The sequence below is a fragment of the Streptomyces sp. HM190 genome (genome assembly GCF_009857135.1).
Lineage (GTDB): Bacteria > Actinomycetota > Actinomycetes > Streptomycetales > Streptomycetaceae > Streptomyces > Streptomyces heilongjiangensis.
In genome coordinates, this window is record NZ_CP047318.1 from 1,588,778 (window position 1) to 1,614,756 (window position 25,979).

Below are 25,979 nucleotides of genomic sequence, written 5' to 3' on the forward strand. Positions count from 1 at the left end.
GCCGCTCAGCATAGAGCCGACCCGGCCACCGCCCTCACCCACCCATCCGCCCGAACGACCGGGTGCGGCTGACACGGACGGGGTCCGTAACGGCGGCGCGCGGAGCCGGACGGCGTGACACCGCGCATCCGGCCGCCGTGGGATCCGCTCCGTGCGCCGGGCCGTACGCCCTTTTGTGCGCCCGGGAACCATCGCATGGTGCCAAGTGGCGGGATTTGGGCGTGCGTTGCGGCACGAGACGGTGCCGCAACACGACCCGCCGGAGGGGGTGTCCCGATGCCCACTGCGGCCGGCGGCCACCACGGGCCCCGAGAGCGTACCGAAGCGGTCAGACGCGGGGGCGGCGCCGATCCGCGTCCGCCCAACATGTTCCAACTTCGAACAGTTGACGAAACCCATTCAGCCACTGGAAGGTGGAGGCGATCCATGACCTGACCGCCCGCGGCGCGGTCGTCACGGTGGCGACCACCTTGTCAACACGCGGATCCTCTCCCGGATCCGCCCCGCCGCCGACAGCAACACATCGAGCACAGCGTGTAGTTCACGTACGTTGATCGACTCCGCCATCCGGAGGCATCGTGAAAGGCTCTGCTCAGGTTCAGTCACTCGGGGCCTCGGTGACCCCGAAACCGTCTCGCGCGCCCAGGGGCGGCTCAAGTTTAGCTCCGGAGCCGTCGACGCAGTGTTCCACTCAAGCCGAAAGGCCTGAAGACGACCGTTCCTGCCAGGTCTTGGACACGCGACGGGAGATCAGTCGCCCGACGGTTCAGCACCATCCCGCGCCTGCTGCGACGACGGCCACGGGCCGCCGGCCGCACAAGGGCTCAAGAGGAGGCAGGCCATATGAGGGGGGAGCAGCCAGTGGTTGAGCTGCCGAGTCCGACGACCACGGTGAGCCCCGGCCTTCCACGCCGGACCGCGCCGACCTACGACCACACGGGCTGGCGCAACTCGGTCACGTGGCTCCTGTCCGACCCCGATGCCGTCGCCCTGTCCCGGATGCTCTGCCACGCGATCGACGCCGACGCCGCCAATGCCAGCCGCGCCGCGTTGCGAGCACCCAGCTCGCCCCTGGACGCGCTGCGGTCCCCCGATCTGAACGCGGTACGCGCCCTGCTGCGCCGTGAGCAGTGGCAGGTGAACTGGCAGGCCCTGCTCGGCAGGGACACCGGAGGGCTGCTGACCGCCGCCTGTGACCGGCTGATGCGGACGCCGTCAGGGCCGCCGACCGTCGGGGTGCGGGAGGAACTGCTGGTCGCCCGGGCCGAGGAGTGGTGCCGAAGGGCAGTGGGCGGTACGCCCTCCTACTCGTTCGCACGGGAGATGTCCGGTCTCTTCACCGCTCTGTGCACCGCTCCCGAGTCGAGCAGCGCCCTCCAGGCCAGGACCACCTACCTCTGGGGCGTCCTGGCCGGGATCAGCGAGTACTACGCGGGCACGACGGTGGACGAGCGGGAGATCGGGCGCCTCACCCAGGAAGCGACAGCCGCGTCCCGGGAATGCGTGCGGGAGCACGGGGAGGAGGGTGAACTCGTGGTCGCCGCCCAGGCGGAGTGCGGCTCGGTCCAGCTCCTCGACAACCTGACCGGGATCCTGCAACTGCCCTACCTCTTCACGACCGAGGAGTACATCCGGATCAGGGGCGCCGACATAGGGGTGCACATCTACACCGTCCAGGACGACCTGTCGGGCCGCTACCGGGAGATCGCCGAAGAGGCCACGATGGTCGCCGTGCTCGCCCACGACCTGATCGACCAGGGGCGCGACGCCGACAACGGCAACCGCAACAACCTCGGTCTGCGGCTGTCGGAGCGGGACCAGCTCTGGGACATCCTGGAGGTCTGCCTGAGCCACACCTGCGCTGTCGGGGGCGAGCAGTGGCAGCGCGTCGTCGCCGGCTTCGTCGTGGGCACCTGCCTCTACGCGCGCGGGGGCCGGGAACGCCTGCACGACGGCACCCGGACCGCGGTACGCGGCAAGCTCCGCCCGAGCGTGGAGTGGACGTACGCGCCCCGGCTGGCGGACCACTTCTCGCGGGCCGCCTGCGACTGCGGGGAGCAGACCGGTCAGGTGGACGTCGGCCCCGCGCTGGACCGGCTCTACGCGGACAGCTCGACCATCGTCCGCGGCTGGCTGCAGGGCCGCTGGGACGCGCATGTCGACGTGGTGGATCTGCAGCGGCTCGCACTCGCCTGTGCGTCGGCCGTGCGGAGCGGCAGCTCGCTGTTCGCCGGCCGGAACGGAGCGGAAGTGATCCCCTGACGCGGGGTCCGGCGCGCGGGGCGGCGTCTCGGGGCGAGGCCGTAGGCTGGACACCGATGAGACGCCGCACCCCGCCACCGCCCTCCCCCCTGCCCCAGTGCGAGGGAGTGGACCCGGTCCGTGTGCGGCTTCCGGCCGGGAACACCTGGGCGACGGTCCGCGACCATCTCGTGGAGCGGCTCGCGGCCGGCGCGGGCGTGATCGACGGGATGCTCGACGCGGGTCTGATCGTGGACGCCGACGGGCGGCCGGTGCCGCGGGACATGGCGTACGCGCCCGGGATGTTCGTCTGGTTCCACCGGGAGCTGCCGGACGAGGAACGTGTGCCGTTCCCGGTCGACGTCGTGTACCGGGACGAGCACGTGGTGGTGGCCGACAAGCCGCACTTCCTGGCCACCACGCCGCGCGGCAGCCATGTCGCCGAGACGGCCCTGGCGCGCCTGCGGCGGCAGCTGGGGACACCGGCGCTGAGTGCGGCCCACCGCCTGGACCGGCTGACGGCGGGCCTGGTCCTGTTCACGGTGCGCCCCGAGGAACGCGGCGCGTACCAGTCGCTGTTCCGCGACCGGCGCGTGGAGAAGGTGTACGAGGCGGTGGCTCCGTACGACCCGCGCGTGGACCTGCCGCGCACCGTGCGGAGCCGGATCGTGAAGCCGCGCGGGCAGCTGGCCGCCCAGGAGGTCGACGGCGAACCGAACGCCGAGACACGGATCGAGTTGCTGGCGCGGCGCGAGGGCATTGCCCGGTACCGGCTGCTGCCACGTACCGGGCAGACGCATCAACTGCGCGTGCACATGAGCGCGTTGGGGCTGCCGATCCTGGGCGACCCCCTCTATCCCGTGGTGACCGGCCCCGTGGCCGTCGGCGATTTCCGCCGCCCCCTCCAACTGCTGGCGCGGGAGATGGAGTTCACCGACCCGGTCACCGGACGCACGCACCGCTTCGTCAGCCGCCGTGAGCTGGGAGCCTGGCCCTCGCAAGCCGCGGCCGACGCGGCCGACGCGGGGGCACCGTGACGCCACGGGCCCGCGGCGGGGGGCGTTTCACTTGCCCACGAGCCAGCGCAGGAGGCGGTGGAACACGCCCCCGCGGCCGGTCTCTTCCGGCGCGGACGGGGACGGCGACAGGGACGGGGACGGGGACGCGCCGAGCGTGTCGACGGGGTGCGGGGCCGCGGGCCGGGGCTGTTCGGCGGCCTGGGCGCCCGAGCGCTGGGAAGGGACCGACTCCGCCGACGCGCTCAGGGTGACCTCCTGCCGGGGCGAAGGAGCGAACTTCACCGGCAGCTCCACCAGATGCCGGTTCGAGATGGTCTCCCGCCACCGCAGTTCGTGCTCGTCGCAGGCGAGCTGGATGTCGGGCACCCGGTTCAGCAGCGCGTCGACACCGACGTCGGCGATGGCACGGCCGATGTCCTGGCCGGGGCACTCGTGGGGGCCGCCGCTGAAGGCGAGATGGGAGCGGTTGCCCTGCATGTTGGCCTTGAGGTCGGGGCGCACCCGCGGGTCGACGTTGCCGGGGGCGATGCCGAGGAGGAGGCCGTCGCCCTGGCGGATGCGCTGACCGGCCAGCTCGGTGTCCTGCTTGGCGAAGTAGGCGATGATGGTGCTGAACGGCGGTTCGTCCCACAGGGTCTGTTCCACCGCCTCGGGCACGGTCATCTGACCGCCGTTGAGCTGGGCGCGGAAGCCGGGGTCGGTGAGCACCACGCGCAGCACGTTGGCGAGCAGGTTGGCGCAGCTCTCCGCGGCGACGATCAGGACGAGCCGCAGGTGCTGGGCGACCTCCTCGTCGGTGAGCCGCGCCTGGTGGTTGATGAGGTGGCTGGTGAAGTCGTCCCTGGGCTCGGCCCGCCGCCGGACGGTGAGCCGCATCAGGACGTCCATGATGTACGCGTTGCTGGCGAGGGCGGTCGCCGTGCCCTTGGGCAGGTCGCGGGCGGCCTCCACGAGCCGGTCGTTGTACTCCTCGGGCATGCCGAAGATCTCGCACAGGACCAGCATGGGCAGGCGCTCCGCGAACTGGCTGACCAGGTCGGCCCTGCCCTCCTCGCAGAACTTGTTGACCAGGTGCTGGGTGGCACGGTTGATGTGCCGGCGGATCGCCCGGTAGTCGATGGTCGCCATGGCGCCGCTGACCGCGCCGCGCAGCCGCTGGTGCTCGTCGCCCTCGGCGTGCGAGCACAGGGGCTGCCAGGCGAGGTGGGGCATGAGCGGGTTGTCCGGCTTGGCCGTGCCGTCCCGCATGGGGGTCCACAGGCGGGTGTCGCGGCAGAAGTGGGAGGGCGTGCTCACCATGTGCATGTTCTCGCTGTGGCCGAGCACCACCCAGATCGGCAGGTCCCCGTGGAGGAGGGCGGGGGCCACCGGGCCGTGCTCGGCGCGGAGCTTCTCGTACACGGCTCCCAGGTCTTCCGCGGCGGGGCCGTAGAGGCGGCGCAGTCCGCCGGGACCGAGGTCGTGCGCGGGGCAGCCCGGGGGCGGCGCGGCCGAGGGGTCGTCCGTGTCGGTCAGGGAGCGGGGTTCAGGCGTCACAGCGATCGCTTTCGAACGGCAGTGGATCCGGTAGGGGGTGCGCGGGGACCGGGAGGGGAAAGCGTGCGGGACGACACGGCTCCCGGTCGGGACGGGCGTGGCGGGCGGCTCGGGGCAGTAGCGGCTCGACGGCCCGGAGAGGTTCCGGGGTCAGGCCGACGGCCCTGATATCGCCAGGGAGTGCAGGAAGCGCATGAGGGTCAGCAGGACGTCACGGCTGGACGCGCGGCGGCGCGCGTCGCACCGGATGATCGGGATCTCCTCGGCCAGGTCGAGCGCCTGGCGCAGTTCCTCGATCGCGTAACGGGGGGCGTCCGGGAAGTCGTTGACGGCGACCACGAAGGGCACGTTGCGCTCCTCCAGACGGCCCATGACGTCGAAGCTGACCTCCAGCCTGCGGGTGTCGACGAGGACGACGGCGCCGAGCGCTCCCTCGAACAGTCCGTTCCACAGGAACCAGAAGCGCTCCTGGCCGGGGGTTCCGAACAGGTAGAGCACCAGCTGGTCCGTGATGCTGATGCGGCCGAAGTCCATGGCCACGGTGGTGGCGGTCTTGGACTTGGACCCGTAGTTGTCGTCGACCCCGATGCCGGCCTGGGTCATGGTCTCCTCGGTCGTCAGCGGTCTGATCTCGCTGACGGAGCCCACCATGGTCGTCTTGCCGACCCCGAACCCGCCGACGATCACGATCTTCGCGGCGGCCTGCGCGGTGTGCGGCAGGTGGTCCTCGGTCCGTGGACCCGTGATGGTGTCAGAGCTTTTGAAGTCCATGCATCACCGCTTCGAGGAGGGAACGGTCGGCCCGCGCCTGTCGAACGACGGGTGCGCGCGCCTGGACCAGTTCGGCCGTCAGCAGCTCGGTGAGCAGGACGGTCACCACGCTGATCGGCAGGTTGAGATAGGCCGAGATCTCGGCCACGGACAGGGGGGCCTGGCAGATGCGGATCAGTGCCGACTGCTCCGGTGCGGCGGACGGCGGTGGCTCGGCCCGCGCGACGATCAACGTGACGAGGTCGATCGGGGCTCGTTCGCCGTCCTCTCCGGTGAGGATGTAGAGGCGCTCGGGGGGCCGCTCCCCCGCCGCGCCCGGAAGGTCCTCGGGGATCGGGGGGGACGGCTCGTGGGTGGGTTGGCGCCGCTGGCGCTGCGGAGGCGTCATACGGTCTGCCCGTTCCGACGGGGCGGACTGGTCAGATGGGCGCCGATCCGGTCCACGAGGTCCCGCATGCGGTTGCTCATCAGGCCCGGCTCCGCGATCTCGTTGGCGAGGACCGCGAGGTAGGCGTTGGAACCGGCGGCCATCAGATAGAAGTAGCCGCCGTTGATCTCGATGATGACCATCCGCATGTGACCGTCGCTCTGCGGGATCTCCCCCGCGACGGCACCGGCCAGGCTCTGCAGTCCCGCGCAGGCGGCGGCGACCCGGTCGGCGGCGTCCGGGTCGCCGCCGTGGCGGGCGATCCGCAGGCCGTCGGCGGACAGCACGACGATCTGCTGGATGCCGGGTACGCCGTCGGCCAGATCCTTCAGCATCCAGTCGAAGTTGGCTCGTTGCTGGATCACTTGAGGTCCCCCTCGTCGTCGGCCTCCGTGCGGGCCGGCTCGGTGTTCGCGGTGAGAGCGGTGGACGTCGTCGAGTCGTCCGGGTTCCTGAATGCGTTCGGGTCGGGATCGCCCTTGAGCCCGGCCATGAAGGCCTCCACCCACATACCGGGCGGGGGCAGCTCCTTCTTCGGCTCAGGTTCCGGCTGCCACACGGGAGCGGCGGCCATCGCGGCCTCCGCGGCGGCCTCGGCGGCGGCGGCCTCGGCGTAGCGCTGGCTGAGCGGGATCTTGTTCCGGCTGCGGCGCTGCGGCAGGCCGTTGGGGGTCCACTCGGTGACGACGGGCACGTCGTCCTCCATGCCCCGGCCCATCTCCTCCGCCGAGCTCGGGATCCGCGGGCCGGTGGTCGGACGACGCCGCTTCGGCTTGCGGTTGGGGCCTTCGACACCGCCGGTGTCCATGGTGGGGACGGCACCGATGCCGATGCCGTGGGCGAGACCCGGGGCGGCTTCCTCGGTGAGCATGTCACGAGGGACGACGACGACGGCCCGGACACCGCCGTAGGCGGACGGCCGCAGCGAGACCTGCATGTTGTACATCGTCGACAGCCGGCCCACGACGGCGAGGCCGAGGCGCGGGCTGCCGCCCAGGTCGTTCATGTCCATGCCCTGCTGGGCCTTCGCCAGCAGGTCCTCGACCTTGGCCCGCGCCTCCTCGCTGAGGCTGATGCCGCCGTCCTCGATCTCGATGGCGACGCCGGTCTGCACCTCGACCGCGGTGACGTGCACCTTGGTGTGGGGCGGGGAGTAGCGGGTCGCGTTGTCGAGGAGTTCGGCGCAGGCGTGGATGACGGGCTCGACGGAGACGCCGTTGACGTTGACCTTGGCGATGGAGTGCAGCTCGATGCGGCGGTACTCCAGGATGCGGGACATCGCGCCGCGCAGACAGCTGTACAGCGGGACGGGCTTGGGCCAGACACGGCCGGGGCGGCTGCCGCCGAGGACGGCGATGGAGTCGGCGAGGCGGCCGATCAGCGCGGTGCCGTGGTCGATGCGCAGCAGGTCGTCGAAGACCTCGGGGTTGCGCCCGTGGTCCTCCTCCATCTCCCGGAGTTCCTTGTTCTGCTGGTGGACGATCGCCTGGACGCGGCGGGCGATGTTGACGAAGGAACGCTGCGCGGAGTCGCGGATCGCCTCCTCGCGGTCCACGATGTCGAGCACCGCGTGCAGCAGGTCGCGCTGCGACGCGGGGAGTTCACGCCACTCGGCGTCACCGTCGACGACGTGGCGAATCACCTCTGTGGGGGATGCTCCACGACGCAGCCGGTACAACGCGGCGGGCAGGATCTCCTTGCCCAGCCGGATGAACTCCTGGTCGTGGGCGGCGATCCGCTGCTCCAGGGCGAGGGTGCGCCGCTCGTGTGCGGCACGCAGGTCGCCGACGAGGCGGCGAGTGCCGCGCACGGCCAGGGCGGCGACGGCGATCAGCAGCAGTGTCGCGACGGCTCCGGACACGCCGACGGCGAGCCGGAGCGGACCCGTCACCAGGAGGACGGTGATGCCGGTTGCCGTGGCCATCAGTATCGCCGGCAGCAGGAGTACGCGTCCGTGGGGGAGGTCACGGCCACCGGGGGGCGATTGAACACTCACCATGTATGCCCTCTAACGACAAATCGGCTGGAGGTCGGGGGGACTTGCTGGGACTTCTGGAACTGCTGGAGCTTGTGGAACTACTGGGACGTGCTGGGGGTTCATCCGTGAATCAAACTGGAACTTCGGTATTTTTTGGAACAAGCGCACGAATACACCTCAACTCGGTGCGCTGCGGGCGAGCTTAGTCCGACCGGATCATCGCTGTGTCATATTCAGCAACCACCTGAAATCACCCCCATGACAGGAGTACGCTCTGGTCGTTTACACGCTCAGACGCCGGTCGAACGCACAGCGTGACGAAGTACGGGCGTGCGAAGGCACGGACCGCGAGGGCAGGGGCGAGGACAAGGGGTCCTCGGTGGGGAAGGGCGGTCGGGCGGTCGGGCACCCCGAGACATCAGGCCGCGGACCTCGGACCACACAGGCCGGCACGACACGGTCGGCGGCATCTGTTCCACGGAGCAGAACACCGGGGGCGCGGCGCAGCCCGAAACGCCGTGAGGGGCGCGGGGAACCGCGCGACCAGCCGCGGATCACCCGCGCTCGCCGAACACCCCGCGCCCCTCACCCCCGATGGACGCCACCGCACCCCGTGGGCGTCACCCCACCGAGGAGTAGGCCACAACCCCCCGCAACAGCTCGTCGACCGCCTTGCGCGCGCTCTTCCCCACGGTCGACCCCGAGGGGGCCGCCGCCGAGATCTGCCCCAGGACGTCGATCACCTGCTTGCACCACCGCACGAAGTCACCGGCCGGCATGTCCGCCTCCCGCAGCACCTCGTCGAGCCCCTTCCCCGAGGCCCACATGTACGCGGCCCAGGCGAAGCCGAGGTCCGGCTCGCGCTGTCCCACCCCTTCGCTCTGGGTGATCCGGAACTCCTCCTCCAGCGCGTCCAGCCGCCCCCAGATCCGCACCATCTCGCCGAGCGCCGCCTTCGCGGCGCCGGACGGCAGCTTCGGCGCCATCGCGTCGTCGCCGACGCGGGCCTCGTAGACGAGCGCGGAGACACAGGCGGCGAGTTCCGCGGGTCCCAGGCCCTCCCAGACGCCGGCGCGCAGGCATTCACTCGCCAGCAGATCCAGCTCGCCGTAGAGCCGGGCGAGCCGCTTGCCGTGCTCGGTGACCTCGTCGCCCCGCAGGTAGTCCAGCTCGGTCAGGAGCGCGACGATCCGGTCGAAGGTGCGGGCGATCGTGTTGGTGCGGCCCTCGATGCGCCGCTCCAGCTGCGTGGTGTCCCGCTTGAGCCGGTGGTAGCGCTCCGCCCAGCGGGCGTGGTCCTCTCGGTCGCTGCACCCGTGGCAGGGGTGGGCCCGCAGGTCGGCGCGCAGCCGGGCGATCTCACGGTCGTCGGCGGCGGCGGAGCGCCGCTTGCGGTGCCGGTCGGGCACCAGGTGGCCGGCCTTCGTGCGCAGCGCGGACGCCAGATCGCGGCGGGACTGCGGCGAGCGGGGGTTGAAGGACTTCGGGATCCGCATCCGCTCCAGCGCCTCGACGGGCACCGGGAAGTCCATCGACGCCAGCCGCTTGACCTGCCGCTCGGCGGTGAGCACCAGCGGGCGCGGCCCGTCGTGGTACTCGAAGCCGCGGTGGCCGTTGGACCGCCCGGCGGGCAGTCCGGGGTCCAGCACCAGGGCGAGCCCCGCGTACTTCCCGGTCGGGACGTGGATGACGTCGCCCGGCTTGAGCTTCTCCAGCGCCACGGCGGCCTCGGCACGCCGCTGGGCCGCGCCCTGCTTGGCCAGTTCGGTCTCGCGGTCCTTCAACTCGCGCCGGAGGCGGGCGTACTCCTCGAAGTCCCCGAGGTGGCAGGTCATGGACTCCTTGTAGCCCTCCAGCCCCTCCTCGTTGCGCTGCACCTGCCGGGAGATGCCCACGACGGACTTGTCGGCCTGGAACTGCGCGAAGGACGTCTCCAACAGCTCCCGCGAGCGGTGCCGGCCGAACTGTTCGACCAGGTTGACCGCCATGTTGTACGACGGCTTGAAGCTGGAACGCAGCGGATAGGTGCGGGTGCCCGCGAGTCCGGCGAGGTGGTCGGGGTTCATGCCGCGCTGCCACAGCACGACGGCGTGTCCCTCGACATCGATGCCGCGGCGTCCGGCGCGGCCGGTCAACTGGGTGTACTCGCCGGGGGTGATGTCGGCGTGCTGCTCGCCGTTCCACTTGACGAGCTTCTCCAGCACCACCGAGCGGGCGGGCATGTTGATGCCGAGGGCGAGGGTCTCGGTGGCGAACACGGCCTTGACCAGGCCCCGTACGAACAGTTCCTCGACGACCTCCTTGAAGGTCGGCAGCATGCCCGCGTGATGGGCCGCTATACCGCGCTCCAGGCCCTCCAGCCACTCGAAGTAGCCGAGGACATGGAGGTCCTCGGAGGGGATGGACGCGGTGCGCTCCTCGACGAGGGCCCGCACCCGCAGGCGGGCGTCGTCGTCGTTCAGTCGCAGGCCGGCGTGCAGGCACTGCTGGACGGCGGCCTCGCAGGCGGCGCGGCTGAAGATGAAGGTGATGGCCGGCAACAGACCCTCGGAGTCGAGCCGTTCGATGACTTCCGGCCGGCTCGGGATCCACACGCGGGAGCGCTGGCGGCGCTCGCGCTCACGGTCGGCCTCGCGCATGGCGCGGCCCCGTCTGCGGTCCTGGTAGGAGGGGCGGCTGGCCTCCATGCGGGCCATGCGCGTGAGGTCGGGGTTGACGGCCTTGCGGTGGCCCTCGCCCTCCTCGAAGAGGTCGTACATCCGCCGGCCGGCGAGCACGTGCTGGAACAGCGGCACGGGCCGGTGCTCGGAGACGATCACCTCGGTGTCGCCGCGCACGGTGTCCAGCCAGTCGCCGAACTCCTCGGCGTTCGACACGGTCGCCGAGAGGGAGACCAGGGTGACCGACTCGGGGAGGTGGATGATCACCTCTTCCCAGACGGCGCCGCGGAAGCGGTCGGAGAGGTAGTGCACCTCGTCCATGACCACGTAACCGAGGCCGCGGAGGGTCTGGGAGCCCGCGTACAGCATGTTCCGCAGGACCTCGGTCGTCATCACGACCACCGGGGCGTCGGAGTTGACACTGTTGTCGCCGGTGAGGAGTCCGACCCGGTCGGCGCCGTAACGGCGGCACAGGTCGGCGTACTTCTGGTTCGACAGGGCCTTGATGGGGGTCGTGTAGAAGCACTTCTTGCCCTGTTTCAGGGCGAGGTGGACGGCGAACTCGCCGACGATCGTCTTGCCCGAGCCGGTGGGGGCGGCCACCAGGACGCCCTTGCCGCCCTCGAGCGCCTGGCAGGCCTCGATCTGGAAGGGGTCGAGGCCGAAGTCGTACATCTCGCGGAAGGACGCGAGCGCGGTGGCCTGCTCGGCAGCGCGCCTACGTGCTGCCGCATACCGCTCGGCCGGTGAGAGATCCTCTGTCATCGTGCTTTCGAGCGTACCGGGCCCCACTGACAACGGGACGATCATTATCCGGATCAGATCGCACTGAACACGGGAAACGTGCAGCTGACCCCCTGCTGCCGCGTCACATCGGGTGCCCCGGCCGCGGCGCCTCGCGCTTGATCGCTTACGTGATTCAACGTTGACCGGTTACGTTCACGAAGCAATGATCATCTGCGCGCGACAGGCGGTGACCACTCTGTCGCATGTCGTTCATTTTCTTCGGGGAGTTTCGCTCGAAGCGTTTGCCGGGGAACCGCGGTTTCTCGACCACGACCTTCCACAGCACCACGACCGGTGGCTGGACGCCCGACGGCACCATCGACTGGGACATCAACAACGACGGAACGGGGGCGGCACGACCCAGCTGCAGGGCTCGGGGCACTGGACAGCAGTTGCGCGCCTATATCACTGGGGGCCTACCGTTGCGCAGTAGGCCCCCGGCCGTTTTCGTCAGAACGCCTGCCGAGGTCTATGTGACGTCGTCGTAGCCGTTGATCCGTTCGCGCTCGGCTTCCGGCGAGGGCGAGGGCGACGGCAGTGCCCGGCTCGCCGAGACAGCCTCGACCTCACCCACTTCTTCCGGAGTGAGATCGAGCTCGGAGGCCTCGTCGTCCCCAGGCTTCATGGCTTCGACGCGGGCCCGGCGCCTGTCGTTGGTCAGCGCGATGCCCGTGGCGATGAAGTACAGCACCCAGATGGGACCCGCCAGCGCGAGCATGGAGATGGGGTCGGTGCTGGGGGTGGCGATCGCCGCGAAGAGCGTGATGCCGAGGATCATGCCGCGCCACCAGCCGGCCATCCTCTTGCCGGAGAGCACCCCACCGAAGTTCAGCATCACGAGCAGCAGCGGCAGCTCGAAGGAAAGGCCGAAGACGACGATCATCCGCATGATCAGGTTCAGCAGATCATCGAGCGGCAGCTGGTTGTCGCTTCCGATGATCGAGAACTCCAGCATGACCGACGCCATCTTGGGCAGCGACCAGTAGGCGAAGTACGAGCCAGCGAGGAACAGCGGGAAACCCGCCGCCACGAAACTGAGGCCGTACTTCTTCTCGTTCCGGTGCAGGCCCGGTGCTACGAAAGCCCAGAGCTGGTAGAGCCAGACCGGGGTGGCGAGCACGACACCCGACGACAGCGAGACCGTCAGAGCGAGCGTGAACGGGCTCAGCAGACCGTTCTGAACGATGCGGGCACAACTGGTCTGGCTACTGTCCTTCGCGAGTTCGGCGAAGCTGTACTGGCATCCCACCGCTTGGAGAATGGGATCTGTGAAGAACTGGATGATGTCCTTGTAGAACATCGCCGCGAGAACCGTCGTGACGACGATGGCCAGAAGGCTCTTGACAAGGCGGTTCCGTAGCTCGCGCAGGTGCTCCGCGAGGGGCATTCGCCCCTCCGGATCCTTGTTCTTCTCCGTCTTGCGGGCAGACTTGAGCAACCCACGTCCTCATCTCGTGCGGCAGGCCGGATGTCTCGTCCGGCCCTGCGTCAGCGCTTGGTCGTGTCCGTCGGCTCCGCCACCGGGCGGGAGCTGGTCACGTCACCGGGGGCAGCCTGGATGGTGCGCTGAGCGGGGGTCTCGCCGTTCGCGTGCGGCGGCGCGGCCGAGGTGGTGGCGTCCTCCTGGCCGTCGCTCTTCATGGCCTTCGCCTCGCTCTTGAGGATGCGGGCGGACTTGCCGAGGGAGCGCGCCATGTCCGGGAGCTTCTTCGCACCGAACAGCAGGATGATGACGACGAGGATCAGAATGATCTCGGTGGGGCCGAGCCTACCCATAGCTGTCTACCTTCTTCACCGAGGCGGCGGGTGGGGGCTGTCCGACCGGTCGGACACATGTCCGAACGATCGTACTGGCAGCGATCGTAACGCTCAGGGGTGAATCAGAGGCAATCCCTGTGCGTACTCCCGATTCGCGCGACCAGGGCCTCGTTCACCGGGCCGCGACAGGCAGCGTACCTGCCGAAGGTATGAGGGTGACAGGGCGAAGTGGCGCAAACCGCACAGGCTCACCGACTCACAGCAGGCACGCACGTACCTCACAGCGGACACGCTCATACCGCACAGCGCGCTCGCGGAACGAGCCGACCGCGCACAGCGCGCTCACGGGGGCGGGCGGAGCGCTCACAGCGCGTCCACGGAGCGGGCCGCGCTCGCCGTCGCCCGCTCCAGGTCCTCCGCCGCCCGGTTGATCCGCCGCGTCGACTCGGCGACCTGCCTGCCCAGACGCTGGGCCTCGACGAAGACCCGGACGGCGAGCACCCCCAGCACGGCGAGCCCCAGAAAACCCATAGCGACGGCGAACATCGGCCAGAACATAGCGACGACCCTAGCCCGGCGAATGCAGCCGCAGCGTCCGCACGCCGCCCCCGGTCAGCAGCTCGACGATGCGCTCGCCGGCCGGTTTGCGGACGGCGACACCACACTCGGGGCAGGTGAAGGAGTAGAACGTGGTCTTGCTGGTGGCGCCGATGGCCAGCCGCAGCGCGCTCGCGCCGAGCTCGACGTTCGCCCGGCAGTCGGGGCACCCGGCCCTGAACACCACGTCGGCCACCCGCTTCATGCCCGCGAACGCGACCGCCGCAGTCATCTCCTGCACACCCTGCAGGGTCTGCAGGCCCTGAACACCCTGCAGACCCTGCACACCAGACACAACCGACCCGCCGTTCACAGCCCTCGCTCCTGTCTGTCGTCCTGCCGCTCCCCCGCTCCACCGGGCACACCCGACGCACCGAACGGGGCGTCGAGCCCGTCGTACGCCGCCATGACCTCGTCGTAGGCCGCCAGGGCCTCGCGCGCCGCCCGGCGGGCGCTGTCGGCCAGGTCCCGGGGCGAGACGATCCGGCCGTCCGGTCCGAGCCGCAGCGCCAGCCGCCGCAGCGAGGCGGGGTCGGGGGTGCGCAGGGTGATGCGCAGACCGCCGTCCGGGAGCTCCTCGGCGCTGTCGTGCGGGTAGTACTCGGCGACCCACCGCCCGCCGGGTCCGACCTCGACGACGACCTCCGGGTCCTCGGCGGCGGGCTGCACCAGCGCCTCCGACAGGTCCCGCAACTCGATCTCGGGCGGCGCGGACGGCTCGTCGAGGATCTTGATCTCGGCGACCCGGTCCAGGCGGAACGTCCGGCGCGCCTCCGAGCGGCGGCACCACGCCTCGACGTAGGTGTGCCCCACGCTGACCAGGCGGATCGGGTCGATCTCCCGCTCGGTGACCTCGTCGCGGGCCGGCGAGTAGTAGCGGATCCACAGCCGTCGGCGCTCCGAGATGGCCCGGTCGACGTCGGCGAAGACACCGCCCTCCGACTCGAAGGTCACCGACAGCCGGGAACTGGCACCGGCGGCCTCACCCGCGGCCGCCTCCACCTTGGCGGTGGCCCGCAGCAGCGCCTGCCGGTCGCTCTCGCGCAGCCCGGGCAGCGTGGCGACCGCGCGGGCGGCCACGAGCAGGGCGGTGGCCTCGTCGGCGGCCAGCCGCAGCGGCTCGGCGGCCTCCGCCCCGAGCGCGGCCGGGTTGTGCCACCAGATCCGCTCGCCGTCGGTGTCGATGTCGAGCAGGTCACCGCCGCGGAAGCTGGTCCCGCACATGGGCAGCACGTCGAGGTCCGACACCAGCTCGTCCTCGCTGATCCCGAAGGCGCGCGCCACGTCCTCGATACGGGCGCCGGGGCGCTCGCGCAGGTACGTCACCAGGGAGAGCATCCGCCGGGTCTGGTCGATGGCGTTCGCCGGCCGGGCCGGTTTTCCCACCACGTTCTTACGTCCCCTCAACCCTTGGCCACGGCACGCAGCCGGTCCACCACGTCGGCCCGCAGCTCGGCGGGGTCCAGGACGACCACGTCGGGCCCGAACTCGACCAGCCAGGCATCCAGACCGTGCCCGTACGGAATCTCCAACTCGTCCCAGCCGTCACCGAGTTCCCGCACGGCGGTGGCCCTGGCCCGCAGCGGGTAACCGGCGCCCGCGCGGAGCCGGATCCGCGCCGAGCGGTCGGCGGTCTCCCCCGCCCAGCTCGCGACGGTCTCCCGTACCGTGACGACGTCCGGGACCTCGGCGGTGAAGGCGCCGCCCCGGCTGCGCACCTTGCCGGTGATCCGCGACAGCCGGAAGACCCGCTCGGCACCCCGGTCCCGGTCGAATCCGGCGAGGTACCAGTGGCCGCGCCAGCACTCCAGCGCCCACGGCTCCACATGGCGGGGCTCGGGGCGGGCGGCGGTGGCCTTGCGGTACTCGAACACCACCGGGCGGCGGTCCCGGCAGGCCAGCATCAGCGGCTCGAAGGCGGCCTCGTGCACCGGGATGCGCGGCTCCAGCGCCCCGTGGGCCTCGTAGGGGTCGACGTCCTCCGGAAGGCCGGCCGCGCGCAGCTTCTGCAGGGCGCCGCTCGCGGCACCGGCGAGCCGGGCCTGCTGCCACACCTTGGCGGCGAGCCCCAGGGCGGCGGCCTCCTCGGCGTCGAGGGTGATGGGCGGAAGGCTGTTGCTGTCGCGGCGGGCCTGATAGCCGACCTCGCCGTCGAGGTTCTCCACCGTCTCGATGACCAGGCCGAGTTCGCGCAGATCGTCCTTGTCGCGCTCGAACATGCGGTTGAAGGAGTCGTCGGACCCGGCTTCCAGATAGGCCTCGATGGACTCCCGCAGCTCGCGCTTGCTGAGCGGTCGGCGCGTCCCCAGCAGACACAGCGCCAGGTTCATCAACCGCTCGGCCTTGGCAATGGCCATCGACGCCCTTCCCTATGGGTGCTTCTGCGGCACGACCGTACCGCTACCGAGCGTCGCGGCAAAAGCCGAGGGCCCACGCCCGGACAGGCATGGACCCCAGGTGGTCGGCTCCGGTCCCAGGACCGGGCCGCTCCGGTCGTACGGTGATCAGACCCCGAGCAGGTCGACCACGAAGATCAGCGTCTCGCCCGGCTTGATCGCCGGGGTCGGGCTCTGGTTGCCGTAGGCGAGGTGCGCCGGGATGGTCAGCTGGCGGCGGCCGCCGACCTTCATGCCCTGGACGCCCTGGTCCCAGCCCTTGATGACCCGGCCACCGCCGAGCGGGAAGCGGAACGGCGTACCACGGTTCCAGCTGGCGTCGAACTCCTCGCCGGTACTGAAGGCCACGCCCACGTAGTGCACGGTGACGGTCTGGCCCGCCTGCGCGACCTCGCCCTCGCCCTCCCAGATGTCCTTGATCTCAAGGTCCTTCGGGGGCTCGCCACCGGGGAAGTCGATCTCGGGCTTCTCAATGCTCACGTCTTCAGGCTCCTGCTCTTGTACGAAAAGACAACGCGGGACAGTCTCGCATCCCGCAGACTCACATCTTCGCGAGGATGTCCACGGTGAAGACCATCGTGGAGTCCTTCTTGATGTCGCTGCCACTCGGCGGCGTGTCGCCGTAACCCAGCTTCGGCGGGATCACGATCAGCAGACGGCTGCCCACCTTCTTGCCCGCCATCCCCTGCTGCCAGCCCTTGACGACCTGCTGCATCCCGAACGAGCTGAGCGCGTCCCGGCTGTACGAGGAGTCGAACTCCTTGCCGGTGTCCCAGATGACGCCCTTGTACTGCACCAGCAGGCTGTCGTCGGCGGCGACCTCCGGACCGTCACCCTCGATGATGTACGTCGAGGACAGGCCGGCCGGCGGGTCCGTCTTCGGGATGTCGATGGTGGGGGCCTTGCCGTCGGTGTTCGTGCTCACCTTCGGCAGCTTCGCGTCGTTCTGCGGGACGTTCTTGCCCTTGGCGGAGCTCTTGGCGTTGAACGTGTCCTGGATGTCCACGACGAAGACCAGCGTGTCGTCGCCCTTGATGCCCGCCTGGGCGTTCCCCTGGGTGCCGTAGCCCCAGGTCGGCGGCACGGCCATCTCCACCCGACTGCCGGCCTTCTTCCCGGTCAGCGCATAGCGCCAGCCGTCGATGATGCCCCGCGGCGTCAACTGTAGGACCAGCGGCGTCTTGCGGTCGTAGGAATTGTCGAAGACCTTCGCCGTGTCCCAGATCTGCCCCAGGTAGTTCGCCTGGATGTAGTCGCCCTCGGCGACCGTCCTGCCGGTGCCCGCGATCACCGTCTTCACCGCCAGGTTCTTCGACGGCTCCCCATTGCCCTTCGCGACGGTCGGCTTCTCGTCGAACTTCACCCCGGCCGTGATCGCGGGCAGCGGACCGTCCACGATCTTCGGCGGCTTGGCCGCACTCGCCGACGCGGACGGGCTGCTGCTGGCCTTGGCCGAGTCGGACTTGTCGTCACCACAGGCGGCGAGCGTGACCAGTCCAGCGGGGACAGCGATGAGGAGTGAGCGTCGGCGCACGGTGAGGGCCTCGTATCGGTCGATCTTGTCGGATGCGTGCGCGCAACTCTACGGCGTGAGAAGGGCGCCGTACGGCAAACGTACGGCGCCCCGCGTTGCGTTCCGACGGTGACGCGTCCCACTCGGGTGAATTCGAGCACGGGAGGCGCACCGGGAACAATCCGGCTCACATTCCGGCGATCAGCTTCTCCACCCGGTCGTCCACCGAACGGAACGGGTCCTTGCACAACACCGTGCGCTGTGCCTGGTCGTTGAGCTTCAGATGCACCCAGTCGACCGTGAAATCCCGGCGCTGTTCCTGCGCCCGCCGGATGAAGTCACCACGCAGCCGCGCCCGAGTGGTCTGCGGCGGAACCGACTTGCCCTCGAAGATCTTCAAGTCATTGCAGATCCGGGCGGCTTGACCTTTCCTCTCCAGGAGGTAGTACAACCCACGACGACGGTGGATGTCGTGATACGCGAGGTCTATCTGCGCGACCCGCGGATGCGACATGGTCATGTTGTGCTTGGCCCGGTACCGCTCGATGAGCTTGTACTTCATCACCCAGTCGATTTCGGTACCGATCCGGTCGAGGTCCTCGGCCTCGATCGCGTCCAGCGTGCGACCCCACAGCTCCAGGACCTGCTCCACGGTGCCCGTGCGGATACCGCGCCGCTCACAGAAGTCCACGGCCTTCTCGAAGTACTCGCGCTGCACCTCCAGCGCGGACGCCTCCCGGCCACTGGCCAGCCGCACCTTGCGCCGGCCCGTGATGTCATGGCTGACCTCGCGGATCGCCCGGATCGGGTTCTCCAGCGTCAGGTCCCGCATCACCGTGCCCGCCTCGATCATGCGCAGCACCAGATCGGTCGCACCGACCTTCAGCAGCATGGTCGTCTCGGACATGTTCGAGTCGCCCACGATCACATGGAGGCGACGGTACCGCTCCGCGTCCGCGTGCGGCTCGTCACGCGTGTTGATGATCGGACGGGAGCGCGTCGTCGCCGAGCTGACACCCTCCCAGATGTGCTCCGCGCGCTGACTCACGCAGTACACGGCACCACGCGGGGTCTGCAGCACCTTCCCCGCGCCGCACAGCAACTGCCGCGTGACCAGGAAAGGAATGAGGATGTCCGCGAGCCGGGAGAACTCCCCGTGCCGCGCGACCAGATAGTTCTCGTGGCAACCGTAGGAGTTGCCCGCCGAGTCCGTGTTGTTCTTGAAGAGGTAGACGTCGCCCGCGATTCCCTCCTCGTGCAGGCGGCGTTCGGCGTCGACCAGCAGTCCTTCCAGAATGCGCTCGCCGGCCTTGTCGTGAGTGACCAGCTCGGTCACGTTGTCACATTCGGGTGTCGCGTATTCCGGATGTGAGCCCACGTCGAGATAGAGGCGGGCCCCGTTCCGCAGAAACACATTGCTGCTGCGGCCCCATGACACGACACGGCGGAAGAGGTACCGCGCCACCTCGTCAGGAGACAGACGGCGCTGTCCCCTGAACGTGCACGTGACGCCGTACTCGTTCTCCAGCCCGAAAATGCGGCGGTCCATGACTGAACATTACGCCCGATCCACCGACCTGAAACGGGGTTCGGCAGCACGGTTCGGATCATTTTCCGAGGAGACCGCCACCACCGCACCCCCCGAGGGAGCAGCCAGAACCCGTCCCGTCGCCAGCAGAACCAGCAACGACACGGCCCCCGCGGCGCCCGGCACCACGAAGCCCCACCGCGTCCCGCCCCACTCCACGACCGGCCCCGCCACCGCCGTACCCACCGACTGGCCCACCGTGAACGTCGTCACGATCCACGAGAACGCCTCCGTCACCGTCCCCCGCGGCGCGTGGCCGTCCACCAGCACGAACCCGCACGCGATCGCCGGCGCCAGGAACACCCCCGCGAGCACCGCCAGCCCCGTCATCCCGACCGGACCCGGCACCAGCGTCAGCGGCACGTAACAGACCGCCAGGAGCCCCACCAGCACCCGCAGCCGCCGCTCCGGCGGCCCGCTCCACCGCCGCGCCCCGTACGCCGTACCGCCCACGAGCGCGCCCAGCCCCACCCCCGCCATCAGCCAGCCGTACACCGCGTCCCCGCCGTGGCCGTCCGCGTACGACACCGCGGCGACCGTGATCGACCCCAGCGCGATCCCCACGAACAGGAACGCGCCCAGCAGCGCCAGCATCCCCGGCGAGCGCAACGCGCCCAGCCAGTGCGCCTCCCGCGGCGCGGACCGCCAGGCCCGCGACGGCGGTGACACCACCACCCACAGCGCGCCGAACACCCCGATGACGTTGAGCACGATCAGCGCCGCCGCCGCGGACCACAGCGACACGCACAGCGTCACCAGCAGCGGTCCCACGGTGAACATGATCTCCTGAGCCACCGCGTCCATCGCATACGCCGTGTGCACCTGCTCCTCCCGGCGCAGGACCGTCGCCCACAGGGCCCGCAGCCCGCCCTCCAGCGGAGGCGTGAACAGCCCCGCGACCGCCATGGAGAGATACGCGACCGGCAGCGGCTCCAGACCCGACAGGGCGAAGACCGTCATCCCGAGCGCCGATACCAGCGCCGCGGGCAGCTGCACCCGCGGCTGCCCGCGCAGATCCACCAGACGGCCCAGCAGCGGCTGCCCCACCGCGTTCGCCACGCCGTACACGGCGGCCAGCGCCCCCGCCAGGCTGTACGTCCCGCCCTCCGCGCGCACGAACAGCACGATCGCGATCGCGGCCGTCGCGTTCGGCAACCGCCCCACCAGCGTGCCCGCCAGCAGACGCGCCGCGTGCCGCGCCCTGAGGATCTCCAGGTATCCGGCTGCCATGTTCCGCCCCTCGGACGACTCTCGTCGGCTCGTCGGCCCCACCGGTCCGAAGAGACCGACAGGGGAAGTGTTACGTATAACGTCTTCTGCCATACGTACCATGAGCCCGGACGACGAGTCCATACGCACGAGTCCGACGAAGGAGCGCGCACACGGTGGCACGAGCAGGTACACGGCCCACGAGCCGTGACGTCGCCCAGGCCGCCGGAGTCTCCCAGGCCGCCGTCTCCCTCGTCCTCGGCGACAAATGGCGCGGCCGCGTCTCCGAGACCACCGCCGAACGCGTGCGCGAAGCCGCACGCGAACTCGGCTACCGGCCCAACCTCGCCGCACGCAACCTCCGCCTCGGCCGCACCCGCACCGTCCTCCTCGTCGTCCCCGCCCTCACCACCGAGTTCTTCGGCGGTGTCTACACCGGAGCAGCCCGCGTCGCCGCCCGCCACGGCTTCGGCGTCGTCCTCTACCCCTCCCCCGAGGGCGTCGGCCCCGCACGCGACCCCTTCGCCTCCGCACAGGCCGCCCTCGACGGCGTCATCGCCTCCTCCATGGCCGCCGACGCCCTCAGCGCCATCCGCGGCGACCAGCTCCCCCTGGTGATGCTCGACAGCGACCCCCGAGGCAGCCACGGCGCCGTCACCGTCAACCTCGACATCGGCGACGGCGCACGACAGGTCGCCGACCACCTCCTCGCCCTGGGCCACCGCCACTTCCTGCACCTCGCCGCCGACGTCCCCTCCTGGACCTTCGAGGTACGCGCACAGGAACTCGCCGCACGCCTCGCCACGGTCGCCGGAACCACCCTGCGGACAGCGGCCGCACCCATCTCCATCGAGGGCGCCCTGACCGCCACGGAGGCCGCGCTCACCGCACCCCAAGGCCGCCGCCCCACCGCCCTCGTCTGCGACGACGACAAACTCGCCGCCGGCGCCTACAAGGCACTGCGCCGCCTCGGCCTCAGAGTCCCCGACGACATCTCCGTCACCGGCGTCGACGACCTCGGCCTCGCCACCGCACTCGACCCCGAACTCACCACGATCCGCCTCGACGCGGAAACCTTCGGGGAACGCGGCATGGCAGCCCTCCTCGCCGTCCTGGAGGGCCGCACACCCGAAGAGGGGGACATCCCCGTCGAACTCGTCGTACGCGGCTCCACCGCGCCGGCAACGCCCTGAACGCCGAGTCCGCCATCCGGGTGAGCGGTGACAGTCCGCCGGCCACCAACGCCGCGCGCCCCGGCCATGGTCGGCCGGGGCGCACTACGGGCGGACTGGAACCTGACGCGCGAGCTACTCCTCCTCGGAGCTCTCGGCCTCCGTGGATGCGCCGTCCGTCTCCAGGAGACGGTCCAGCTGACGGCCGACGATACGCTTGAACTTGCGCTTCTGCGGACGCGTACGGTCGAGAACCGCCACCTCCAGACGCTCGGCGGGAATCTCCCGCTGCGTACCGCTGGTGTCCCGGGACAGCGCCTGGACCGCGAGCTTCAGCGCCTCCGCAAGCGACATGCCGTCCTGGTGGCGCTGATCCAGGTAACTGCTGATCTGCTCGGCGTTACCCCCCACCGCGACCGAGCCGTGCTCGTCGACGATCGAGCCGTCGTGCGGCAGACGGTAGATCTGATCGCCCTCGGGCGTCTCCCCCACCTCGGCCACGACCAGCTCCACCTCGTACGGCTTCTCGGCCGCCGAGGAGAAGATCGTGCCCAGCGTCTGGGCGTAGACGTTCGCCAGACCACGCGCGGTCACGTCGTCACGGTCGTAGGTGTACCCCCGCAGGTCCGCGTAGCGCACACCACCGATCCGCAGGTTCTCGTACTCGTTGTACTTGCCGGCGGCGGCGAAACCGATCCGGTCGTAGATCTCGCTGAACTTGTGCAGCGCACGGGACGGGTTCTCGCCGACGAACACGATGCCGTCGGCATACTGCAGCACGACCAGGCTGCGGCCACGGGCGATGCCCTTGCGGGCGTACTCCGCCCGGTCGGCCATGGCCTGCTGGGGTGAGACATAGAACGGCGTCGACACCGGTTATCCGTCCCTTTCTGTCGAAGTCACTGGATCACCTTGATAAGAGGGCCGTCCGCGCCGGACCGGCTAGAGCAGCGCGGCCCGCGGACCGTCGGGCTGCTCCAGGCGCCGCTCCAGGATCGAGCGGGCGATCCCGGAGGACTCCTCGTCGGTCAGCCGGCGGAAGCCGTCCTCGGTGATCACGGTGACGATCGGGTAGATCCGGCGGGCGACATCGGGACCACCGGTCGCCGAGTCGTCGTCAGCCGCGTCATACAGAGCCTGCACCACGAGCGTCGTGGCCTGCTCCTCGGTCAGGTCCTCACGGAAGAGCTTCTTCATGGCACCGCGCGCGAAGATCGAGCCGGAACCCGTGGCCGCGTAACCGGTCTCCTCGGAACGGCCGCCCGTCACGTCGTAGGAGAAGATGCGACCCCTGTCCCGGTCCACGTCGTAGCCCGCGAACAGCGGGACCACCGCAAGCCCCTGCATCGCCATGCCGAGGTTGGAACGGATCATGGTCGACAGACGGTTCGCCTTGCCCTCCAGCGAGAGCTGCGCCCCCTCGACCTTCTCGAAGTGCTCCAGCTCCAGCTGGAACAGCTTGACCATCTCCACGGCCAGACCGGCCGTACCGGCGATACCCACCGCCGAGTACTCGTCCGCGGGGAACACCTTCTCGATGTCCCGCTGCGCGATCATGTTCCCCATCGTGGCCCGCCGGTCACCGGCGAGCACCACGCCGCCGGGGAACGTCACGGCCACGATCGTCGTGCCGTGCGGGGCCTCGATCACGCCCTGGGTCGGCGGCAGCTGCCGCTTGCCGGGCAGCAGCTCCGGCTGGTGCTCCGACAGGAAGTCCATGAAGGAGGACGACCCAGGCGTCAGGAAGGCAGCTGGTAGACGCCCGGTGCTACGAGTGTTGGCTTCCACGCGTTTCCTTCCACGTATGTCGTAGCCCGCCTCATGACGTCGGGCCGATCCTTGAACTGCCCCAGCGCCGCGTTGCAGCTGAAGCACAGTACGCCTCGGACCCTACCCGTCTCGTGGCAGTGATCCACATGCTCGGCCGGAGCAGCGAGGCAGATACAACAGATGCCGTGCTGCTCGGCGATTGTGGCGTCCAACTCGGCTGGCGTGAGGCCGTACTTGCGCTTGAAATAGCTGATCCGATTGCGCTCCGCGCGGCACTTCCGGCAGTAGCTCGCCCATCCATCCGACGCGGACTTGTTCGGCTCCCATTCGGAATGCGGCTTGACCTGTTCGCACTGGGGGCACCGCTTGTGCCCGCGAGGAACCGGCACCTTGGGCCGGACCGTTTCACCCTTGGCCTCCTGGCGCTGCCGGTAGTACTCGGCCGAGCACTCCCGGCAGTACGCCTGAAGGCCGTCAGGCATGGCTTTGTTACTGGCGAACGCCGCCCGCGGTAAGTACCCCTTGCACCGCGAACAGCGCCGCGACTCCGACTGCTGCTCCACCGAACGACCCCCGCTTCACCTTTGAATCAAAGGTGAAACTACTCCCCACCTTTCTGAACGAAGGACCTCACGAAATCCTCGGCGTTCTCTTCGAGCACATCATCGATTTCGTCGAGAACCGAGTCGACGTCGTCGCTCAGCTTCTCCTGCCGTTCCTTGAGGTCGTCCGAAGCCTGCACCTCGGGAGCCTCTTCGACCTCTTCGGTGGAACGGGTGGCCTTCTGCTGTCCGCCGCCGGTGTCCTTGGTCGCCATAACCCTCACCCCGCTCAGTTCGCCCGACATGGTCGGCAGGTCGGCTTTCCTGCCGATCGGTCATGATCAGACCCTACAAGCCCGGTCTGACATTGGCCCCGTTGTTTCGACAACGTCCGGGAACCACCTCGATGATTCCCGGACTGCGGTGTTTCCACCCTGCCCGGCTGATCGGGTTCGAACCCTGTTTCAGTTGCCGGACAGGACCCTGACCAGGTCTTCTGCCGTGCGGCAGCGGTCCAGGAGCTCCTTGACGTGATTTCGCGTTCCGCGAAGGGGTTCGAGGGTTGGAACGCGCTGGAGCGAGTCCCGGCCCGGGAGGTCGAAGATCACGGAGTCCCAGGAGGCGGCCGCGACGTCGTCGGCGTACTGCTCCAGGCAACGGCCGCGGAAGTACGCGCGGGTGTCCTCCGGCGGCTTCGTACGGGCCCGCTCGACCTCCGACTCGTCGAGGAGCCGCTTCATCTTGCCGCGGGCCACGAGACGGTTGTACAGGCCCTTCTCGGCCCGTACGTCGGCGTACTGGAGGTCGACCAGGTGCAGCCGGGCGGCGTCCCAGTCCAGGCCGTCACGGCGCCGGTAGCCCTCCATGAGTTCCCGCTTGGCGACCCAGTCGAGCTCCCCGGAGAGGCTCATGGGGTCGTGCTCCAGGCGGTTCAGGGTGTCCTCCCAACGGCTGAGGACGTCCTTGGTCTGGTCGTCGGCGTCGGCCCCGAACCGCTCCTCCACGTATTTGCGCGACAGCTCGTAGTACTCCATCTGGAGCTGCACGGCGGTCAGCGTGCGTCCGCTGCGGAGCGTGATGAGGCGTTGCAGCGTCGGGTCGTGGGAGACCCGGTGGAGGGTGCGTACGGGCTGGTCGACGGCGAGGTCGACGGCGATGAAGCCGTCCTCGATCATGGAGAGGACCAGGGCGGTGGTGCCCAGCTTCAGGTAGGTGGAGATCTCCGAGAGGTTCGCGTCGCCGATGATCACGTGGAGTCGGCGGTATTTCTCGGCGTCCGCGTGGGGTTCGTCGCGGGTGTTGATGATGGGGCGCTTGAGGGTGGTCTCCAGCCCGACCTCGACCTCGAAGTAGTCGGCTCGCTGGCTGAGCTGGAATCCGTGTTCGTGGCCGTCCTGGCCGATGCCGACGCGTCCGGCGCCGGCGAAGACCTGGCGGGAGACGAAGAACGGCGTGAGGTGGCGCACGATGTCCGAGAAGGGGGTCTCCCGCTTCATCAGGTAGTTCTCGTGCGTGCCGTAGGAGGCGCCCTTGTTGTCGGTGTTGTTCTTGTAGAGGTGGATCGGCTGGGCGCCGGGGAGCTGGGCCGCCCGTTCGGCGGCTTCGGCCATGATCCGTTCGCCGGCCTTGTCCCAGAGGACGGCGTCCCGGGGGTTGGTGACCTCGGGGGCGCTGTATTCGGGGTGTGCGTGGTCGACGTAGAGCCGTGCGCCGTTGGTGAGGATCACGTTGGCCAGGCCGATGTCCTCGTCCGTGAGCTGGCTGGAGTCGGCCGCCTCGCGGGCGAGGTCGAAGCCTCGCGCGTCCCTCAGCGGATTCTCCTCCTCGAAGTCCCAGCGCGCCCGGCGGGCCCGGTGCATCGCCGCTGCGTAGGCGTTGACGATCTGGGACGAGGTGAGCATGGCATTGGCATTGGGGTGGCCGGGGACGGAGATCCCGTACTCCGTCTCGATGCCCATTACTCGCCGTACGGTCATGCGGCCCTCCTTGCCCGGCGGCGTCCTCGGTCGGGGACGC

General features: G+C 69.7%; 24 protein-coding genes. 3 read left to right on the forward strand and 21 right to left on the reverse strand.

What is annotated here, in order from left to right:
* Window positions 1–861 precede the first annotated feature (861 nt).
* Window positions 862–2,262, forward strand: a complete 1,401-nt coding sequence (locus GSY65_RS06440; RefSeq protein ID WP_236579710.1) for a hypothetical protein — start codon at window positions 862–864, stop codon at window positions 2,260–2,262.
* A gap of 56 nt (window positions 2,263–2,318) precedes the next feature.
* The gene (locus GSY65_RS06445; RefSeq protein WP_159766395.1) at window positions 2,319–3,278 is read left to right on the forward strand and encodes an RluA family pseudouridine synthase; all 960 of its coding nucleotides are present in this window, start codon (window positions 2,319–2,321) and stop codon (window positions 3,276–3,278) included.
* Window positions 3,279–3,305: 27 nt separating this feature from the next.
* Here the strand turns inward: GSY65_RS06445 and GSY65_RS06450 are convergent, their stop codons facing one another.
* From GSY65_RS06450 to GSY65_RS06530, 16 genes are all read right to left on the reverse strand, one after another.
* Window positions 3,306–4,796: a cytochrome P450 gene (locus GSY65_RS06450; RefSeq protein WP_159766396.1), complete on the reverse strand. Its 1,491-nt coding sequence runs from the start codon at window positions 4,794–4,796 to the stop codon at window positions 3,306–3,308.
* A 150-nt stretch (window positions 4,797–4,946) separates the two neighbouring features.
* Complete coding sequence (locus GSY65_RS06455) at window positions 4,947–5,567, reverse strand: GTP-binding protein (protein ID WP_159766397.1); 621 nt, start codon at window positions 5,565–5,567, stop codon at window positions 4,947–4,949.
* On the reverse strand, window positions 5,548–5,955 hold the full coding sequence (locus tag GSY65_RS06460) for a DUF742 domain-containing protein (protein ID WP_159766398.1): 408 nt from the start codon (window positions 5,953–5,955) through the stop codon (window positions 5,548–5,550). The genes GSY65_RS06455 and GSY65_RS06460 overlap by 20 nt, the downstream gene beginning before the upstream one ends.
* Complete coding sequence (locus tag GSY65_RS06465) at window positions 5,952–6,359, reverse strand: roadblock/LC7 domain-containing protein (protein ID WP_055538138.1); 408 nt, start codon at window positions 6,357–6,359, stop codon at window positions 5,952–5,954. Before GSY65_RS06465 ends, GSY65_RS06460 begins: the two co-directional genes overlap by 4 nt.
* Window positions 6,356–7,993, reverse strand: coding sequence for a sensor histidine kinase (locus tag GSY65_RS06470; protein WP_159766399.1), 1,638 nt, complete (start codon window positions 7,991–7,993; stop codon window positions 6,356–6,358). Before GSY65_RS06470 ends, GSY65_RS06465 begins: the two co-directional genes overlap by 4 nt.
* A gap of 599 nt (window positions 7,994–8,592) precedes the next feature.
* A complete protein-coding gene (locus GSY65_RS06475) occupies window positions 8,593–11,442 on the reverse strand; it encodes a DEAD/DEAH box helicase (RefSeq protein WP_159766400.1) in 2,850 nt (949 codons plus the stop codon).
* Window positions 11,443–11,887: 445 nt separating this feature from the next.
* Entirely contained in the window at window positions 11,888–12,856 is a 969-nt protein-coding gene (gene tatC / locus GSY65_RS06485; RefSeq protein WP_159766401.1) for a twin-arginine translocase subunit TatC, read from the reverse strand.
* 50 nt (window positions 12,857–12,906) lie between these two features.
* On the reverse strand, window positions 12,907–13,194 hold the full coding sequence (gene tatA, locus GSY65_RS06490; protein WP_159766402.1) for a Sec-independent protein translocase subunit TatA: 288 nt from the start codon (window positions 13,192–13,194) through the stop codon (window positions 12,907–12,909).
* Window positions 13,195–13,539: 345 nt separating this feature from the next.
* Window positions 13,540–13,734 (reverse strand): hypothetical protein, encoded by a 195-nt coding sequence (locus GSY65_RS06495; RefSeq protein ID WP_159766403.1) that lies wholly within the window; start codon window positions 13,732–13,734, stop codon window positions 13,540–13,542.
* A gap of 10 nt (window positions 13,735–13,744) precedes the next feature.
* Window positions 13,745–14,005: a hypothetical protein gene (locus tag GSY65_RS06500; protein ID WP_159775661.1), complete on the reverse strand. Its 261-nt coding sequence runs from the start codon at window positions 14,003–14,005 to the stop codon at window positions 13,745–13,747.
* A gap of 77 nt (window positions 14,006–14,082) precedes the next feature.
* Window positions 14,083–15,162, reverse strand: a complete 1,080-nt coding sequence (locus GSY65_RS06505; RefSeq protein WP_159766404.1) for a helix-turn-helix transcriptional regulator — start codon at window positions 15,160–15,162, stop codon at window positions 14,083–14,085.
* 14 nt (window positions 15,163–15,176) lie between these two features.
* Window positions 15,177–16,130 carry a helix-turn-helix transcriptional regulator gene (locus GSY65_RS06510; RefSeq protein ID WP_159766405.1) on the reverse strand — a complete coding sequence of 318 codons (954 nt, stop codon included), beginning with the start codon at window positions 16,128–16,130 and terminating at the stop codon, window positions 15,177–15,179.
* A 147-nt stretch (window positions 16,131–16,277) separates the two neighbouring features.
* Window positions 16,278–16,649: an FKBP-type peptidyl-prolyl cis-trans isomerase gene (locus tag GSY65_RS06515; RefSeq protein ID WP_159766406.1), complete on the reverse strand. Its 372-nt coding sequence runs from the start codon at window positions 16,647–16,649 to the stop codon at window positions 16,278–16,280.
* 61 nt (window positions 16,650–16,710) lie between these two features.
* Window positions 16,711–17,703: an FKBP-type peptidyl-prolyl cis-trans isomerase gene (locus GSY65_RS06520; protein ID WP_159766407.1), complete on the reverse strand. Its 993-nt coding sequence runs from the start codon at window positions 17,701–17,703 to the stop codon at window positions 16,711–16,713.
* Between the two features lie 166 nt (window positions 17,704–17,869).
* Entirely contained in the window at window positions 17,870–19,231 is a 1,362-nt protein-coding gene (gene pafA / locus GSY65_RS06525) for a Pup--protein ligase (protein WP_055517796.1), read from the reverse strand.
* A 9-nt stretch (window positions 19,232–19,240) separates the two neighbouring features.
* Entirely contained in the window at window positions 19,241–20,500 is a 1,260-nt protein-coding gene (locus GSY65_RS06530; RefSeq protein WP_159766408.1) for an MFS transporter, read from the reverse strand.
* Between the two features lie 155 nt (window positions 20,501–20,655).
* On the opposite strand from GSY65_RS06530, the gene GSY65_RS06535 reads away from it, so the two are divergent.
* Window positions 20,656–21,672 carry a LacI family DNA-binding transcriptional regulator gene (locus tag GSY65_RS06535; protein WP_159766409.1) on the forward strand — a complete coding sequence of 339 codons (1,017 nt, stop codon included), beginning with the start codon at window positions 20,656–20,658 and terminating at the stop codon, window positions 21,670–21,672.
* 114 nt (window positions 21,673–21,786) lie between these two features.
* Here the strand turns inward: GSY65_RS06535 and prcA are convergent, their stop codons facing one another.
* The 5 genes from prcA to dop form a co-directional block, all read right to left on the reverse strand.
* Window positions 21,787–22,524 carry a proteasome subunit alpha gene (gene prcA, locus GSY65_RS06540; protein WP_159766410.1) on the reverse strand — a complete coding sequence of 246 codons (738 nt, stop codon included), beginning with the start codon at window positions 22,522–22,524 and terminating at the stop codon, window positions 21,787–21,789.
* Between the two features lie 69 nt (window positions 22,525–22,593).
* Entirely contained in the window at window positions 22,594–23,439 is an 846-nt protein-coding gene (prcB, locus tag GSY65_RS06545; protein ID WP_159766411.1) for a proteasome subunit beta, read from the reverse strand.
* Complete coding sequence (locus GSY65_RS06550; RefSeq protein WP_159766412.1) at window positions 23,391–23,903, reverse strand: endonuclease VII domain-containing protein; 513 nt, start codon at window positions 23,901–23,903, stop codon at window positions 23,391–23,393. Before GSY65_RS06550 ends, prcB begins: the two co-directional genes overlap by 49 nt.
* A 119-nt stretch (window positions 23,904–24,022) precedes the next feature.
* Complete coding sequence (locus tag GSY65_RS06555; protein ID WP_159766413.1) at window positions 24,023–24,238, reverse strand: ubiquitin-like protein Pup; 216 nt, start codon at window positions 24,236–24,238, stop codon at window positions 24,023–24,025.
* Window positions 24,239–24,427: 189 nt separating this feature from the next.
* Window positions 24,428–25,939: a depupylase/deamidase Dop gene (gene dop / locus GSY65_RS06560; RefSeq protein ID WP_380966819.1), complete on the reverse strand. Its 1,512-nt coding sequence runs from the start codon at window positions 25,937–25,939 to the stop codon at window positions 24,428–24,430.
* Window positions 25,940–25,979: the final 40 nt, after the last annotated feature.